This is a genomic window from Pseudomonas paraversuta, assembly GCF_904063065.1.
Classification (GTDB): Bacteria; Pseudomonadota; Gammaproteobacteria; order Pseudomonadales; family Pseudomonadaceae; genus Aquipseudomonas; species Aquipseudomonas paraversuta.
In genome coordinates, this window is record NZ_CAJFCL010000009.1 from 35,582 (window position 1) to 51,577 (window position 15,996).

14 protein-coding genes are annotated in these 15,996 nt (G+C 56.9%); 11 read left to right on the forward strand and 3 right to left on the reverse strand.

Features of this window, described 5'->3' with window-relative positions:
• Positions 1–141: 141 nt before the first annotated feature.
• From apaG to JQ845_RS18340, 7 genes are all read left to right on the forward strand, one after another.
• Positions 142–522, forward strand: coding sequence for a Co2+/Mg2+ efflux protein ApaG (gene apaG, locus JQ845_RS18310; RefSeq protein ID WP_003444502.1), 381 nt, complete (start codon positions 142–144; stop codon positions 520–522).
• Positions 522–1,403, forward strand: coding sequence for a symmetrical bis(5'-nucleosyl)-tetraphosphatase (locus JQ845_RS18315; RefSeq protein ID WP_003444503.1), 882 nt, complete (start codon positions 522–524; stop codon positions 1,401–1,403). The genes apaG and JQ845_RS18315 overlap by 1 nt, the downstream gene beginning before the upstream one ends.
• 32 nt (positions 1,404–1,435) lie before the next feature.
• Positions 1,436–1,765 carry a thiosulfate sulfurtransferase GlpE gene (gene glpE / locus JQ845_RS18320; protein ID WP_003444504.1) on the forward strand — a complete coding sequence of 110 codons (330 nt, stop codon included), beginning with the start codon at positions 1,436–1,438 and terminating at the stop codon, positions 1,763–1,765.
• A 298-nt stretch (positions 1,766–2,063) separates the two neighbouring features.
• Entirely contained in the window at positions 2,064–3,986 is a 1,923-nt protein-coding gene (locus JQ845_RS18325) for a PrkA family serine protein kinase (RefSeq protein ID WP_003444505.1), read from the forward strand.
• Positions 3,987–4,087: 101 nt separating this feature from the next.
• The gene (locus JQ845_RS18330; protein ID WP_010656647.1) at positions 4,088–5,362 is read left to right on the forward strand and encodes a YeaH/YhbH family protein; all 1,275 of its coding nucleotides are present in this window, start codon (positions 4,088–4,090) and stop codon (positions 5,360–5,362) included.
• Entirely contained in the window at positions 5,359–6,921 is a 1,563-nt protein-coding gene (locus JQ845_RS18335; RefSeq protein ID WP_003444510.1) for a SpoVR family protein, read from the forward strand. The genes JQ845_RS18330 and JQ845_RS18335 overlap by 4 nt, the downstream gene beginning before the upstream one ends.
• Before the next feature lie 60 nt (positions 6,922–6,981).
• On the forward strand, positions 6,982–8,211 hold the full coding sequence (locus JQ845_RS18340; protein WP_203009331.1) for a multifunctional CCA addition/repair protein: 1,230 nt from the start codon (positions 6,982–6,984) through the stop codon (positions 8,209–8,211).
• A 100-nt stretch (positions 8,212–8,311) separates the two neighbouring features.
• Here the strand turns inward: JQ845_RS18340 and folK are convergent, their stop codons facing one another.
• The gene (folK, locus tag JQ845_RS18345) at positions 8,312–8,836 is read right to left on the reverse strand and encodes a 2-amino-4-hydroxy-6-hydroxymethyldihydropteridine diphosphokinase (RefSeq protein ID WP_003444512.1); all 525 of its coding nucleotides are present in this window, start codon (positions 8,834–8,836) and stop codon (positions 8,312–8,314) included.
• Positions 8,827–9,180, reverse strand: a complete 354-nt coding sequence (gene folB, locus JQ845_RS18350; RefSeq protein WP_003444513.1) for a dihydroneopterin aldolase — start codon at positions 9,178–9,180, stop codon at positions 8,827–8,829. The genes folK and folB overlap by 10 nt, the downstream gene beginning before the upstream one ends.
• A 74-nt stretch (positions 9,181–9,254) precedes the next feature.
• On the opposite strand from folB, the gene plsY reads away from it, so the two are divergent.
• Complete coding sequence (plsY, locus tag JQ845_RS18355) at positions 9,255–9,824, forward strand: glycerol-3-phosphate 1-O-acyltransferase PlsY (protein WP_003444514.1); 570 nt, start codon at positions 9,255–9,257, stop codon at positions 9,822–9,824.
• Positions 9,825–9,879: 55 nt separating this feature from the next.
• On the opposite strand, the gene tsaD is transcribed toward plsY, so the two are convergent.
• Positions 9,880–10,905, reverse strand: coding sequence for a tRNA (adenosine(37)-N6)-threonylcarbamoyltransferase complex transferase subunit TsaD (gene tsaD, locus JQ845_RS18360; protein WP_161719884.1), 1,026 nt, complete (start codon positions 10,903–10,905; stop codon positions 9,880–9,882).
• A 198-nt stretch (positions 10,906–11,103) separates the two neighbouring features.
• On the opposite strand from tsaD, the gene rpsU reads away from it, so the two are divergent.
• The 3 genes from rpsU to rpoD all read left to right on the forward strand — a co-directional run bounded on the left by rpsU (position 11,104) and on the right by rpoD (position 15,672).
• The gene (rpsU, locus tag JQ845_RS18365; RefSeq protein ID WP_002551877.1) at positions 11,104–11,319 is read left to right on the forward strand and encodes a 30S ribosomal protein S21; all 216 of its coding nucleotides are present in this window, start codon (positions 11,104–11,106) and stop codon (positions 11,317–11,319) included.
• Between the two features lie 473 nt (positions 11,320–11,792).
• Complete coding sequence (dnaG, locus tag JQ845_RS18370) at positions 11,793–13,757, forward strand: DNA primase (RefSeq protein WP_203009332.1); 1,965 nt, start codon at positions 11,793–11,795, stop codon at positions 13,755–13,757.
• Between the two features lie 67 nt (positions 13,758–13,824).
• On the forward strand, positions 13,825–15,672 hold the full coding sequence (gene rpoD, locus JQ845_RS18375; RefSeq protein ID WP_003444517.1) for an RNA polymerase sigma factor RpoD: 1,848 nt from the start codon (positions 13,825–13,827) through the stop codon (positions 15,670–15,672).
• Positions 15,673–15,996 lie beyond the last annotated feature (324 nt).

Here is a 15,996-nt window from a genome sequence, read left to right on the forward strand (position 1 = left end):
CAGGCCTGTGCAGGAGCGTCAACCGGCGACTCCTGCAGCTGCCCCGCCTTAACCGGCTGGCCTAGTCACCATTACTTGGCCTAGACTCAGGCATCAGTTTTATCCCGAACTGTGTCTACGCTTTCAAGTAAGGCCTCTCGCATGCCCGATCCCCGCTATCTGGTCGACGTCAACGTCGTCACGCGTTACCTGCCAGAACAATCCCAACCTGAACTTCAGCGTTTCGCCTTTGCTTACACCATTACGGTGCACAACAAGGGATCGATAGCCGCGAAGCTGTTGTCCCGGCATTGGGTGATCACCGATGGCGACGGTCATGTCGAAGAAGTCCGTGGCGCTGGCGTCGTCGGCCTGCAGCCATTGATCGAGCCGGACGGGCAGCATGTCTATAGCAGCGGCTCGGTGATCACCACCAAAGTCGGCACCATGCAAGGCAGCTATCTGATGCATGCCGAAGATGGTCACGAGTTCAAAGCCATCATTGCCCCTTTCCGCCTCGCCGTGCCCGGGGCACTGCACTGATGCCGGTGTACGCCGTTGGCGACCTGCAAGGCTGCCTGCAGCCACTCAGGTGCCTGCTGGAACGCGTAGCTTTCGATCCTGCCAAAGACAAACTGTGGCTGGTGGGTGACCTGGTAAACCGTGGCCCCGAATCGCTGGAAACGCTGCGCTTTCTATACCGCATCCGCGAATCGCTGGTGTGCGTACTGGGCAACCATGACCTGCACTTGCTGGCCGCAGCGCACAATATCGAGCGTCTGAAGAAAGGCGATACGCTGCGTGAAATTCTGCAAGCTCCCGATTGCGATGAACTGCTGTCCTGGCTGCGCCAGCAACCTTTGCTGCATTACGATGCCGAACGCAACGTCGCCCTCGTACATGCAGGAATACCGCCGCAATGGAGCCTGAAAAAGGCCCTGAAGTGCGCCAGCGAAGTCGAACACGCTTTGCGTGACGACAACCTGCTTGGCCCCTATCTGGATGGCATGTACGGCAACGAACCTGCCAAGTGGGACAACGACCTCACCGGTGTCGCCCGTCTGCGGGTGATAACCAACTATTTCACCCGTATGCGTTTTTGTACCCGCGACGGGAAACTCGACCTCAAAAGCAAAGAAGGCGTGGGCAGCGCTCCCCCCGGCTATGCCCCGTGGTTCAGCTATAAAGAACGCAAGACCCAGGACCTGAAGATCATCTTTGGTCATTGGGCGGCACTTGAAGGCAACTGCAAGGAGCCCGGGATTTTCGCCCTCGACACCGGCTGTGTCTGGGGTGGAGCCATGACCCTGCTCAACGTCGACTCTGGCCAGCGCCTCAGCTGTGATTGCGACGACCTTGGCCTTGCAGCCCACTCGACCATCGCGCTCCCCGACCAACCTTCCCAACCCTTGGGCGCCGTCTAGCCGCGCCCGCAGTCAGGCCACAGGAATCCTCCATGACCGAATTCAAACGTATCCCGCCCGAACAAGCACAGGCCTTGCGCGAAAAAGGCGCCGTGGTGGTCGATGTCCGCGACCCGCAGGCTTTCGCTGCCAGCCACATCAGCGGTGCGAAACATCTGGATAACCACTCGCTGCACGATTTCATCACCCACGCCGATCTCGATGCCCCTCTGATCGTTGCTTGCTATCACGGCAACTCCAGCCAGAGCGCTGCGGCTTACCTGGTGAGCCAGGGCTTTAGCGAGGTGTACAGCCTTGATGGCGGTTTCGAGTTGTGGCGTGCGACTTATCCGCAAGAAACCTCCCAGCTCCCCGCAGAATAATTTTTTATCAGCGCCAGCCCCCGTTATCCGCGGGCTGGCGCCCTGCCTGACCAACGGTCGAACGTAACAAATCTCGCATCGCGCCTTGACCTCTCCGATTACCAACTATCCTTTAGATCAGGCCATCCGAATCTGGGGAGAGCCGGTACTCCGGCGTATGGATTATCAGTAGTAAGTTCAAGGAGTTAACCACCTTGATGGTGTCCTGGGGGGTACACAGCAGCTGAAATGCTGCTGCATGCCAGCACTCGAACTGACCGATCTATCGCCGGCTCCACGTATCGAGCGAGGTGACGTCATGAGTATTTTTAGCCACTTCCAACAACGCTTTGAATCCACACGCCAAGAAGAACTGACCCTTCAGGAATATCTTGAACTGTGCAAACAAGACAAAAGCGCTTACGCCTCTGCCGCTGAAAGGCTGCTGCTGGCCATTGGTGAACCGGAACTGCTGGACACCTCCAACAACTCTCGCCTGTCGCGAATCTTCTCCAACAAAGTGATTCGCCGCTATCCGGCCTTTGAAGACTTCCACGGAATGGAAGAATGCATCGACCAGATCGTTTCCTACTTCCGCCACGCTGCGCAGGGCCTGGAAGAGAAAAAACAAATTCTCTATCTGCTGGGCCCGGTGGGCGGCGGTAAATCATCGCTGGCAGAAAAACTGAAGCAACTGATCGAGAAAGTCCCCTTTTATGCAATCAAGGGCTCGCCGGTCTTTGAATCGCCACTGGGGCTGTTCAATGCCACCGAAGACGGCGCAATTCTCGAAGAAGACTTCGGCATCCCGAAACGCTACCTGAGCACCATCATGTCGCCGTGGGCAACCAAGCGCCTGGCCGAATTTGGTGGCGACATCAGCCAGTTCCGCGTGGTGAAGCTCTATCCTTCGATTCTCAATCAGATCGCCGTGGCCAAAACCGAGCCGGGAGACGAGAACAACCAGGACATTTCGGCACTGGTGGGCAAGGTCGATATCCGCAAACTCGAGGAGTACCCACAGAACGACGCCGATGCCTATAGCTATTCGGGCGCACTGTGCCGGGCCAACCAGGGCCTGATGGAATTCGTGGAGATGTTCAAGGCGCCGATCAAGGTCCTGCACCCCTTGCTGACCGCGACCCAAGAGGGCAACTACAACAGTACCGAAGGTCTGGGCGCTATCCCGTTTACCGGCATCCTGCTGGCCCACTCCAACGAGTCAGAGTGGCACACCTTCCGCAACAACAAGAACAACGAAGCGTTTATCGACCGGATCTACATCGTCAAGGTTCCGTACTGCCTGCGCGTCAGTGACGAGGTGAAGATCTACGACAAACTGTTGTTCAACAGCTCGCTGGCCAAAGCCCACTGCGCGCCCGACACCCTGAAAATGCTTGCTCAGTTCACGGTTCTGTCGCGTCTTAAAGAGCCGGAAAACTCGAACATTTACTCGAAAATGCGGGTCTACGACGGTGAAAATCTTAAAGACACCGACCCGAAAGCCAAATCGATCCAGGAATACCGCGACAGCGCAGGCGTCGATGAAGGCATGAATGGCCTTTCCACCCGTTTCGCCTTCAAGATCCTGTCCAAGGTCTTCAACTTCGACCCGCACGAAATTGCAGCCAACCCAGTGCACCTGCTCTATGTCCTGGAGCAACAGATCGAGCAAGAGCAGTTCCAGGCGGAAACCCGCGAGCGTTATCTGCGCTTCCTCAAGGAGTACCTGGCACCGCGTTACATTGAATTCATCGGCAAAGAAATCCAGACCGCTTATCTGGAGTCCTACAGCGAATACGGGCAAAACATCTTCGACCGCTATGTGCTCTACGCAGACTTCTGGATTCAGGATCAGGAATACCGCGATCCGGAGACCGGAGAAATCCTCAATCGCGTAGCCCTCAACGAGGAGCTGGAGAAAATCGAAAAACCGGCCGGCATCAGCAACCCGAAAGATTTCCGCAACGAAATCGTCAACTTCGTACTGCGGGCCCGCGCCAACAACAACGGCAAAAACCCGACCTGGCTCAGCTACGAAAAACTGCGGGTGGTTATCGAGAAAAAAATGTTCTCCAACACCGAGGACCTGCTTCCGGTTATCAGCTTCAACGCCAAGGCAAGCAAAGAGGATCAACAAAAGCACAACGACTTCGTTACTCGAATGGTCGAACGTGGCTACACCGACAAACAAGTACGGCTTCTCTCCGAGTGGTACCTGCGGGTCAGAAAGTCGCAGTGAGGCAGCTGTAAGCCTCTAGCCTCAAGCTGCAAGAAGAAGCACGCGCTACCGCTTCGACTTGCAGCTTGCAGCTCACAACTTGAAGCTGCCCGGAGGGCCTAATGAGCTATGTGATCGACCGACGCCTCAATGGCAAGAACAAGAGCACGGTGAACCGCCAGCGTTTCCTGCGGCGTTACCGTGACCACATCAAGAAGGCCGTAGAAGAGGCCGTGGGCCGCCGTTCCATTACCGACATGGAACATGGCGAACAAATCAGCATTCCCGGCCGCGATATCGATGAGCCGGTGCTTCACCACGGCCGCGGTGGCAAGCAAACGGTGGTGCACCCTGGCAACAAGGAGTTCACCAGCGGCGAACACATTCAACGCCCACAAGGTGGCGCGGGAGGTGGTGGCGGCCCCGGCAAGGCAGGCAACTCCGGCGAAGGCATGGATGAGTTTGTGTTTCAAATCACCCAGGAAGAGTTTCTGGAATTCATGTTCGAAGACCTCGAACTGCCCAACCTGGTCAAACGCAACCTTACGGGGACCGACACCTTTAAAACGGTGCGTGCGGGCATCAGCAACGAAGGCAACCCGTCGCGCATCAACATCATTCGCACCCTGCGCTCGGCTCACGCACGGCGTATTGCCCTGTCCGGCAGCAGCCGGAAAAAACTCAAGGAAGCCAAAGCCGAACTTGAACGACTGAAGCGCGAAGAACCGGACAACTTCGGCGATATCAAGGCAGTAGAGGCTGAAATCGAGAAACTCAGCGCACGCATCCATCGCGTGCCATTCCTCGACACCTTTGACCTCAAGTACAACTTGCTGGTCAAGCAACCCAACCCCAGCTCGAAGGCCGTCATGTTCTGCCTGATGGACGTTTCCGGCTCCATGACCCAAGCCACCAAGGACATCGCCAAGCGTTTTTTCATCCTGCTGTACCTGTTCCTGAAGCGTAACTACGACAAGATTGACGTAGTGTTTATTCGCCATCACACCAGTGCACGGGAGGTTGATGAAGAGGAGTTTTTCTATTCGAGGGAGACCGGCGGCACCATTGTTTCCAGCGCACTTAAACTGATGCAGGAAATCATGGCTGAGCGCTATCCCACAAATGAGTGGAATATCTATGCAGCGCAGGCTTCAGACGGCGATAACTGGAACGATGATTCACCCATTTGCCGGGATATTCTGATCAATCAGATCATGCCGTTCGTGCAGTACTACACTTATGTAGAAATAACCCCGCGCGAACATCAGGCCCTCTGGTACGAGTACGAACGTATCAGCGAAGCGTATTCAGATACCTTCGCCCAACAGCAACTGGTCTCGGCCGGCGACATCTATCCGGTCTTCCGTGAACTCTTCCAGCGCAGGTTAGTGACATGACCGCCAAAGAGAATAAACGCCATCCCATTTCCACTGGCTCCGAGTGGACCTTTGAACTGATCCAGGCTTACGACCGCGAAATCGGCCGCCTGGCCGAACGCTATGCCCTGGATACCTACCCCAACCAGATCGAGGTGATTACCGCCGAGCAAATGATGGATGCCTATGCCTCTGTGGGCATGCCGCTGGGCTACCACCATTGGTCCTACGGCAAACATTTCTTGAGCACCGAAAAGTCCTATAGCCGCGGCCAGATGGGACTCGCCTATGAGATCGTGATCAACTCAGATCCATGCATCGCCTATCTGATGGAAGAAAACACCATCTGCATGCAGGCCCTGGTGGTGGCCCATGCCTGCTATGGCCACAACAGCTTCTTCAAGGGTAACTACCTGTTTCGCACCTGGACCGATGCCAGTTCGATCATTGACTATCTGGTGTTCGCCAAGCAGTACATCATGCAATGCGAAGAGCGCCACGGTATCGATGCCGTTGAAGACCTGCTCGACTCCTGCCACGCCCTGATGAATTACGGCGTTGATCGTTACAAACGGCCTTATCCGATTTCAGCCGAAGAAGAACGTCGGCGGCAGAAGGACCGTGAAGAGCACCTGCAAAAACAGATCAATGATCTGTGGCGCACCATTCCCAAAGGTGCAGACAAGTTCAGCGAAAAGGACAGCGCACGATTCCCCGACGAGCCCCAGGAAAACATCCTGTACTTCATCGAAAAACACGCTCCCCTGCTCGAGCCCTGGCAGCGTGAAGTCGTACGCATCGTGCGTAAGATTGCCCAGTACTTTTATCCACAACGACAAACCCAGGTAATGAACGAGGGCTGGGCGACGTTCTGGCACTACACCTTGATGAACGACCTCTACGATGAAGGGCTGGTTACCGAGGGCTTTATGATGGAGTTCCTCATCTCCCATACCAGCGTGGTGTTCCAGCCAGGCTTTGACAGCCCTCACTACAGCGGGATCAACCCCTACGCACTGGGTTTTGCAATGTATTGCGACATCCGGCGCATTTGCGAACATCCAACTGACGAGGACCGCCACTGGTTCCCGGACATGGCTGGCAGCGACTGGCTATCGAGCATCAAATTCGCCATGAGCAGCTTCAAGGACGAAAGTTTCATCCTGCAATACCTGTCACCCAAGGTCATCCGCGACCTGAAACTGTTCAGCATCATGGACGATGATCAAAAGGACGACCTGCTAGTACCTGCCATTCATGACGAGAACGGCTACCGCACCATTCGTGAAACCCTGGCGGCTCAGTACAACCTGGGCAATCGTGAACCCAACGTGCAAATCTGGAGCATCGACCGCCGCGGCGATCGCTCGCTGACCCTGCGTCACCAGCAACATGACCGCAAACCCCTGGGCGACTCCACTGACGAAGTGCTCAAACACCTGCATCGCCTGTGGGGGTTCGATATTCATCTTGAAACCCTTCAAGGCGACCAGGTCATGAAAGTCCACCATGTCCCGCCAAAAGGAGAACATTCAGACTCTGACTACGGGCGTTTGGATATGAGCGCCATTCACCTGTAACACGGGAACCTCCGTTCTCACGGCGCAAGCGTTATCCTGTCGTGCTAACGGAGGTTTTTTATGCAGATTTATAAAGTTGGCGGTGCCGTAAGGGATCGCCTGCTGGGCAAGCCCGTCACTGATATCGATTGGGTAGTGGTCGGCGCAACAGTCGAACAAATGCTCAGCAAAGGGTTTCGCCCCGTGGGCTCGGACTTTCCGGTATTTCTTCACCCTGTAACCGGGGAGGAATACGCACTGGCCCGCACAGAGCGCAAAAGCGGCCAGGGCTATGGCGGCTTCATCTTTCATGCAAGCCCCGACATTACCCTTGAACAAGACCTGATCCGGCGCGACCTGACCATCAACGCAATGGCTGAGGACGACTCAGGCAATTTGACCGACCCTTTCCATGGTCAGCGCGATCTTGAGGCGCGGATTTTACGCCATGTTTCACCCGCATTCGCCGAAGATCCCCTCCGGGTATTGCGAGTTTCCCGGTTCGCCGCGCGCTATGCCGGACTCGGTTTCAGCATCGCACCCGAGACCCTGGAGCTGATGCGCCAACTGTCTCGCTCAGGCGAACTGCAAGCGCTGACCCCGGAGCGTTGCTGGAAAGAAATCTCCCGGGCCCTGATGGAAGATCAGCCTCAGGTATTCCTGGAAGTACTGCGCAGCTGCGAGGCTCTGGAAGTGCTGCTACCGGAGATCAATGCCCTGTTTGGTGTACCCCAGCCTGCTGCACATCACCCGGAGATCGACAGCGGCGTACACACCTTGAGCGTGCTTGAGCAGGCAGCCCTGCACAATCAGCCACTGACCGTGCGCTGGGCCTGCCTGCTGCATGATCTGGGCAAAGGGCTTACACCTGAAAAGGACTGGCCAAGACACATTGCCCACGAGCACAAAGGGCTGCGCCTGATCAAAGCGGTCAACGAGCGCTACAAAGTGCCGCGCGACTGTCAGGAACTGGCACTCCTTGTGGGCGAATATCACACCCACGGCCACCGCGCTCTGGAACTCAAGGCATCAACGCTACTGGAACTGCTGCAGCGTTTTGACGTATATCGTCGACCGCAGCGTTTTGAGGAGTTTATCGTAGCCTGCGAGATGGACGCCAAAGGGCGCCTGGGACTGGAGAATCGCCCGTATCCACAGGCCGATTACCTGCGCGGAGCTGCCAAGGCTGCCCAGGCCGTGGCCGTCCAGCCTTTACTTGAGCAGGGTTTCAAAGGCCCTGAACTCGGGGAAGCGCTAAAGCACGAACGGCTAAAGGCGCTGCAAGCCTACAAAGAAGCAGCAAAAGCCTGAGACATCGTTCTTGTAGTCGATGGCGCAGGCTGCGCCAAGGGCCGAAGGACCTTCACCGCAGGGTCGCCAGGCAACCCATCGCAGCCTGCACCAGCGACTACTAAGGCAAAAGCATCCCGGCCGGGGTCAACTGCTCCCCCCGCCATTCAAATGCTGCAGGCGCCAGAACTTGATCGATCTGTGCTTCTGCCCACATCTGAGCCAGAGTCTTGCCCACGCCCGGATGCACCTTGTCTGGCGCTATCAACGATAAGGGCCACAAGACAAAAGCATTTTTGAGAATCTCTGCACGGGGCAAAATCAAGCCATCAAAGTTGCCTTCCAGATCACCGTAAAACAACACGTCGATATCCAAAGGTAAACCTTTGCGATCTTGGGCATAACGTCCGTTATCCGCCTCGATCAACTTCAAACGTCGACTTAGTTCAGCCAGCGGAAAGTCAGTTTTTGCCGACACCACCAGGTTGAAAAAAGGCCCGCTCCTGATGCCCACCGGCTGACTTTCAAACACTGCAGAACAGCTCATGTCCTGCAAAAATCCAGCAAGGGCGTCAAGCCCGGCGCACAAATGCTTTTCACGCTCGACATTACTGCCCAGCCCGAGGAAAACCTGAGTTAGCGACATCCGCGCTCAATCTCCACGCCCACACCGGTGGCCGCCGAAACGGCGCCGGGCTTGGTCAGCTTCAGATGCAACCACGGAATATTGAATTCAGTCATCAGCACTTCGGCCAGACGCTCAGCAAAAGTCTCCACCAACTGGAACTGAGCCGCCTCGGCAAATGCCTGGATTCGCGAAGAAACACTCGCGTAATCCAGGGCCAGCGTCAGGTCATCACCGGCCGCAGCCGGGCGATTATCCCACGCGAAACTCAGGTCAAGCCGCAAGCACTGGCGGATGCCACGCTCCCAGTCATAAGCACCGATCACGGTGTCAACTTCCAGGCCTTCGATAAACACTCTGTCCAAGCACTTTTCTCCGCAGCACGACAAGGGCGCAATGCGCCGTTAGAATCAGGGCGTCCTCGCCCGGAATAGTTAGCATGTTTTGGTTACTGGCGATTTTCGCCTACCTGCTTGGCTCTCTGTCCTTCGCCATTTTGCTCAGCCGCCTGACGGGAAATCCCGACCCGCGAATGAGTGGCTCGGGCAATGCCGGCGCGACCAATATGTTGCGCCTTGCCGGCAAAAAGCTCGCCGTCCTGACTCTGCTCGGCGACCTGTGCAAAGGCTTGCTGCCTGTACTTTTGGCCAACCAGCTCGGTCTCCCGCTCCAGCAACAAGCCTGGATCGGTATCTGCGCCGTCTTCGGCCACATGTACCCGTTGTACTTCCGCTTTCGCGGCGGCAAAGGCGTTGCCACTGCCGCAGGCATGCTGGTGGGACTCTACCCGCCTGCCGCCCTGCTGGCCGTTGCCGCATGGCTACTGACCTTCCAGCTAAGCCGCACCAGCTCACTGGCAGCGTTGATAGCCACACCCCTGACCCTGCCATTGCTGGCCTGGCAAGAGCCTGCTGCCCTGCTGCCCATGTGCGCCTTGACGGCGCTGATTGTATGGCGCCACCGCAGCAATTTACGCGACCTGATGGCCGGGCGCGAACGGCATTTCTGAATAGCGCGCATGAAATACGCTCACGCAACACCGACTCATGCCTTACGCCCCGCACTCACAGCGGCTTCAATTGCTCCATCGGCCAGCGCGCCTGCACACTGATCGCCAGGCTTTCATGCTGACCGGCCTGCAACCGCTGGCAGCCGGCAAAGGCAATCATTGCGCCGTTGTCCGTACAAAACTCCGGTCGGGCGTAGTAAACATTGCCATTCATGTCGCCGAGCATTTTTTCGAGCGAAACCCGCAGCGCCTTATTGGCACTGACCCCGCCCGCAATCACCAGACGCTTCATGCCTGCGTGCTTCAAAGCCCGCTTGCACTTGATGGTCAAGGTCTCGACCACCGCCTGCTGGAACGCCAGAGAGATATCGCAACGGGTCTGCTCTGTGTCATCACCAGCCGCCACACAGCGCTGCCAGGTATTCAAGGCAAAGGTTTTAAGGCCGCTGAAACTGAATTGCAGCCCCGGACGGTCAGTCATGGGCCTGGGGAACACAAACCGCCCCGCAACGCCCTGAGCGGCCAGTCGCGCAATCTCAGGGCCGCCCGGGTAGTTGAGCCCCATCATCTTCGCCGTCTTGTCGAATGCTTCTCCGGCCGCGTCGTCCAGGGTCTCGCCCAACAACTCGTATTGGCCGATGCCATCCACACGCACCAACTGCGTATGACCGCCCGACACCAACAAAGCGACGAACGGGAATTCCGGGGGCTGCTCTTCCAGCATTGGAGCCAACAAATGGCCCTCCATGTGGTGCACACCCAAGGCCGGAATACCCCAGGCAAACGCCAGCGCCTGGGCACATGAAGCCCCAACCAGAAGGGCTCCGACCAATCCAGGCCCTGCCGTGTAGGCGATCGCATCAATCTCTGTAGGCACACAGCCAGCCTCAGCCAGCACCTGACGAATCAAGGGCAGCATGCGCTTGACGTGATCCCTTGAAGCCAGCTCCGGAACCACACCGCCATAAGCGCGGTGCAAGTCGATCTGACTGAACAGTGCGTCGGCCAAAAGCCCGCGTTCACTGTCGTAAAGCGCGACGCCGGTCTCGTCGCAGGAGGTTTCTAATCCCAGTACTAGCATGGGTTTACGCCTTGTAGAGGCTAAATTCGAAGGCGCGCATAATAGTCGCCACTCCCGCCCCCGGCCAGCGGTTTTCGATCAGAGGCTTTGCATTCCGGGCGATGAGGGGTTAACATCCGCAACCCTTAAAAACCGACGTCTTCCAACGCGATTTTGCCTTGAGACGTTGACCCCGGTAATGAATGAAGGTAGCTCTGGATGCCAGCCGTCAAAGTAAAAGAGAACGAACCCTTCGACGTAGCTCTGCGTCGTTTCAAGCGCTCCTGCGAAAAAGCCGGTGTTCTGGCTGAAGTTCGCAGCCGCGAATTTTACGAGAAGCCGACTTCTGAGCGTAAGCGTAAAGCAGCAGCTGCTGTTAAGCGTCACGCGAAGAAAGTTCAGCGCGAGCAGCGCCGCGCCGTTCGTCTGTACTAATACACAGACGTTCGAAGCACGCTTCTGCCAAGCCCGGCCTAAAGCCGGGCCGTAGGCAGTTGCAGCTTTAGTTACATGTTTTATTGTCAAGGCCGCAGATGCGACCGCGACAAAACGCTACATCACGTCAGACCTGGCCTAATAGCCAGCGGTGCACGTCTTTACTGACGAGCCTTCCAAGGCTACCGACGAGCACACCCCTCTGATTTTCCCAAAGACGATCAGCCCAAGGTACCTCTCCAGTACCTGCTTATGAGCTATCCGAGACCAGCCATTGGTCAATGCCGGACTCAGAGCGCGACACCTATCGAAGCCATTTACCCTGATTAAAAATAAATCAGTGACGTTTCGACAGATACACTCCCCCAACATGATTGAGCAGACGTCCCGCGATCTGGCAGCACACTTGCCTGCACGTACGACGACCAAGCCCTCATGCGGGTTAATTTCTGCGCAGAGATGACGAGAACGCCATGGCCGGGTTAATCCCCCAGAGCTTCATTGACGACCTTCTTAACCGTACCGATATCGTCGATGTCGTCAGCTCACGCGTGCAAATGAAGAAAGCCGGCAAGAACTACACCGCCTGCTGCCCCTTCCACAAAGAAAAAACACCATCCTTCAGCGTCAGCCCCGACAAACAGTTCTATTACTGCTTCGGATGCGGCGCAGGAGGCAATGCCCTCGGCTTTATCATGGACCACGACAACCTGGACTTCCCCCAGGCTGTAGAGGAACTGGCCAAAGCCGCGGGCATGGAAATCCCCCGGGAAGAAAGCGGCCGCCCACACAAGCCAAGGCAGCCCACCGACTCTCCGCTCTACCCGCTTCTGACAGCCGCAGCCGACTTTTATCGCCAGGCCCTAAAAGGCCATCCGGCACGCAAAGCGGCCGTGGACTACCTGAAGGGACGCGGCCTGACCGGCGAAATAGCCCGCGACTTCGGACTGGGCTTCGCCCCGCCCGGCTGGGACAACCTGTACAAGCACCTGAGCAGCGACACACTGCAACAAAAGGCCATGATCGACGCCGGCCTGCTGGTCGAAAATGCCGAAACCGGCAAACGTTATGACCGCTTTCGTGATCGAGTCATGTTTCCGATCCGCGACAGTCGTGGCCGCATCATTGCTTTCGGCGGCCGGGTACTGGGCGACGACAAACCAAAATACCTGAACTCCCCCGAAACCCCGGTCTTCCATAAAGGCCAGGAACTGTACGGGCTGTTCGAAGCGCGCAAATTCAACCGCAGCCTCGACGAAATCATCGTCGTCGAAGGCTACATGGATGTTATCGCTCTCGCCCAGCAAGGCCTGCGCAATGCCGTGGCCACACTCGGCACGGCAACCAGCGAAGAACACATGAAGCGCCTGTTCCGCGTGGTGCCCAGCGTCCTGTTCTGCTTTGACGGTGACCAGGCCGGCCGCAACGCTGCCTGGCGCGCACTGGAAGCGACCCTGCCTTGCCTGCAGGACGGCCGTCGCGCGCGCTTCCTGTTCCTGCCCGAAGGCGAAGATCCGGACACGCTGGTGCGTTCCGAAGGTACTGACGCCTTCAAGGCGCGTATCAACCAGCATGCACAGCCGCTGGCCGATTATTTCTTCCAGCAACTGACAGAAGAGTCCGACCCGCGCTCGCTTGAAGGCAAGGCCCACATGGCAACCCTGGCAGCACCGCTGATCGATAAAGTTCCGGGGGCCAACCTGCGGACCCTGATGCGCCAACGCCTGAGCGAGATAACCGGCCTCACCAGTGAAACCGTCAGCCAGCTGGCGCAGAACGCACCCGCAAAGGTGCAGGCGCAACCTGCTTATGACCCGGGCATTGATTACGACGGCATGCCTGACTACAGCGACTTCCAGCAACCGGACACCTACCTCCCCCAACAGGAGTGGACGCCGAAAAAACCTGGCGCTGGCGGCAAGAAGTGGGAAAACAAGCCCTGGGACAAAAAATCCAAGCGCGGCGGCGACAATGACCAGCCCCGCGGGCCACGCATCCCGGCAGCGGTCGAGCCGCCAACCCTGGCCGCCCTGCGCACACTGCTGCATCACCCGCAACTGGCTGCGAAAGTTGAAGATGCCGGGCACTTTGCCGCAGAAGACCAGACTAATAATCAACTGCTGATCGCTCTGGTCGAGGCCGTACAGAAAAATCCTAAGCTAAGCTCTATTCAGTTGTTATCCCGTTGGCACGGGACTGAACAGGGTCGTTTATTGCAAAGATTGCTGGAAAAGGAATGGTTAATTGATGCCGACAACCTTGAACAACAGTTTTTCGACACTATAACTAGCCTGTCAGCTCGCCAACGCGAGCGAAATCTGGAGCAACTTCTTCGAAAAGCACGTCAAGGCGAGCTCAGTACCGAGGAGAAAAATCAGTTACGCGACCTTCTAAGTCGCAATAATCCCGCATCAAACCCGACCTCAACTGGCGCGTGAGGTCATAGCTAAGGTATAATCCTCGGCTTGTTTTTTGCCCGCCAAGACCTTCAGTGGATAGGGTGTTATGTCCGGAAAAGCGCAACAGCAGTCTCGTATCAAAGAGTTGATCACCCTCGGCCGTGAGCAGAAGTATCTGACTTACGCAGAGGTCAACGACCACCTGCCCGAAGATATTTCAGATCCGGAGCAAGTGGAAGACATCATCCGCATGATTAATGACATGGGGATCCCCGTACACGAGAGTGCTCCGGATGCGGACGCCCTTATGTTGGCCGATGCTGACACCGACGAAGCAGCTGCTGAAGAAGCAGCTGCCGCGTTGGCGGCAGTAGAGACCGACATTGGTCGTACTACCGACCCTGTACGCATGTATATGCGTGAAATGGGCACGGTAGAACTGCTGACACGTGAAGGCGAAATCGAAATCGCCAAACGTATCGAAGAAGGCATCCGCGAAGTGATGGGCGCAATTGCGCACTTCCCTGGCACGGTTGACCATATTCTCTCCGAGTACACTCGCGTCACCACCGAAGGTGGCCGCCTGTCCGACGTTCTGAGCGGTTATATCGACCCGGACGACGGTATTGCGCCGCCCGCAGCCGAAGTACCGCCTCCTGTCGACCCAAAGGTGAAAGCCGAAGGTGACGACGAAGAGGACGAAAAGGAAGAGTCCACCGAAGAAGAGGAAGAGGTCGAAAGCGGCCCTGACCCGATCATCGCGGCTCAGCGTTTCGGCGCCGTTTCCGATCAGATGGAAATCGCTCGCAAGGCACTGAAAAAGCACGGTCGCGGCAGCAAGCAGGCAATTGCCGAGCTGGTTGCACTGGCCGAGCTGTTCATGCCGATCAAACTGGTCCCGAAGCAATTCGAAGGCCTGGTTGAGCGTGTTCGTAGCGCCCTGGAGCGTCTGCGTGCACAAGAGCGCGCCATCATGCAGCTTTGTGTACGTGATGCACGCATGCCGCGCACCGACTTCCTGCGCCTGTTCCCGGGTAACGAAGTCGACGAAAGCTGGAGCGACGCGCTGGCCAAAGGCAAAAGCAAATACGCTGAAGCCATTGGTCGCCTGCAACCGGACATCATCCGTTGCCAGCAGAAGCTGTCTGCACTGGAAGCTGAAACCGGCTTGAAGATTGCCGAGATCAAGGACATCAACCGTCGCATGTCGATCGGTGAGGCCAAGGCCCGCCGCGCGAAGAAAGAGATGGTTGAAGCCAACTTGCGTCTGGTGATCTCCATCGCCAAGAAGTACACCAACCGTGGCTTGCAGTTCCTCGACTTGATCCAGGAAGGCAACATCGGCTTGATGAAAGCGGTAGACAAGTTTGAATACCGCCGCGGCTACAAATTCTCGACTTATGCCACCTGGTGGATCCGTCAGGCGATCACTCGCTCGATCGCCGACCAGGCCCGCACCATCCGTATTCCGGTGCACATGATCGAGACGATCAACAAGCTCAACCGCATTTCCCGCCAGATGTTGCAGGAAATGGGTCGTGAACCGACCCCGGAAGAGCTGGGCGAACGCATGGAAATGCCTGAGGATAAAATCCGCAAGGTATTGAAGATCGCTAAAGAGCCGATCTCCATGGAAACCCCGATCGGTGATGACGAAGACTCCCATCTGGGCGACTTCATCGAAGACTCGACCATGCAGTCGCCAATCGATGTAGCCACCGTTGAGAGCCTTAAAGAAGCGACACGCGACGTACTCTCCGGCCTCACCGCACGTGAAGCCAAAGTACTGCGCATGCGCTTCGGCATCGACATGAATACCGACCACACCCTTGAGGAGGTTGGTAAGCAGTTCGACGTTACCCGTGAACGGATTCGTCAGATCGAAGCCAAGGCGTTGCGCAAGCTGCGCCACCCGACGAGAAGCGAGCATCTGCGCTCCTTCCTCGACGAGTGATACCAAAACCCCCGGCCCTGCCGGGGGTTTTGCTTTATAGCAACCTGCCCTCCCCGTTCTTTCGCCTGCCAGGCGCATGTCACTTCCGCAGACCATTGCATGACTGCAGCCTCTTGCCCCCTGCCTGCGAAGCCCCCCCCCCCCCGACAAAACCATCATTAGCGACGAGTGCCGAGACCTGGGTTCAACAGGATTTTCTTGCTGCACAAAGCTGCGAACAGACACAGACCCATATCGCCAGCACGGCGCAAACCGCAAAAAATCGCAGAGACCATTGTTCACGCCTCTATTTCAGACTTTTCGGATAGCACTCACGAGAAACCA

Coding starts and splice junctions, on each gene's coding strand:
- apaG (WP_003444502.1), top strand. CDS start 142: ATGCCCGATCCCCGCTATCTGGTCGACGTCAACGTCGTCACGCGTTAC.
- JQ845_RS18315 (WP_003444503.1), top strand. CDS start 522: ATGCCGGTGTACGCCGTTGGCGACCTGCAAGGCTGCCTGCAGCCACTC.
- glpE (WP_003444504.1), top strand. CDS start 1,436: ATGACCGAATTCAAACGTATCCCGCCCGAACAAGCACAGGCCTTGCGC.
- JQ845_RS18325 (WP_003444505.1), top strand. CDS start 2,064: ATGAGTATTTTTAGCCACTTCCAACAACGCTTTGAATCCACACGCCAA.
- JQ845_RS18330 (WP_010656647.1), top strand. CDS start 4,088: ATGAGCTATGTGATCGACCGACGCCTCAATGGCAAGAACAAGAGCACG.
- JQ845_RS18335 (WP_003444510.1), top strand. CDS start 5,359: ATGACCGCCAAAGAGAATAAACGCCATCCCATTTCCACTGGCTCCGAG.
- JQ845_RS18340 (WP_203009331.1), top strand. CDS start 6,982: ATGCAGATTTATAAAGTTGGCGGTGCCGTAAGGGATCGCCTGCTGGGC.
- folK (WP_003444512.1), bottom strand. CDS start 8,836: ATGTCGCTAACTCAGGTTTTCCTCGGGCTGGGCAGTAATGTCGAGCGT.
- plsY (WP_003444514.1), top strand. CDS start 9,255: ATGTTTTGGTTACTGGCGATTTTCGCCTACCTGCTTGGCTCTCTGTCC.
- tsaD (WP_161719884.1), bottom strand. CDS start 10,905: ATGCTAGTACTGGGATTAGAAACCTCCTGCGACGAGACCGGCGTCGCG.
- rpsU (WP_002551877.1), top strand. CDS start 11,104: ATGCCAGCCGTCAAAGTAAAAGAGAACGAACCCTTCGACGTAGCTCTG.
- dnaG (WP_203009332.1), top strand. CDS start 11,793: ATGGCCGGGTTAATCCCCCAGAGCTTCATTGACGACCTTCTTAACCGT.
- rpoD (WP_003444517.1), top strand. CDS start 13,825: ATGTCCGGAAAAGCGCAACAGCAGTCTCGTATCAAAGAGTTGATCACC.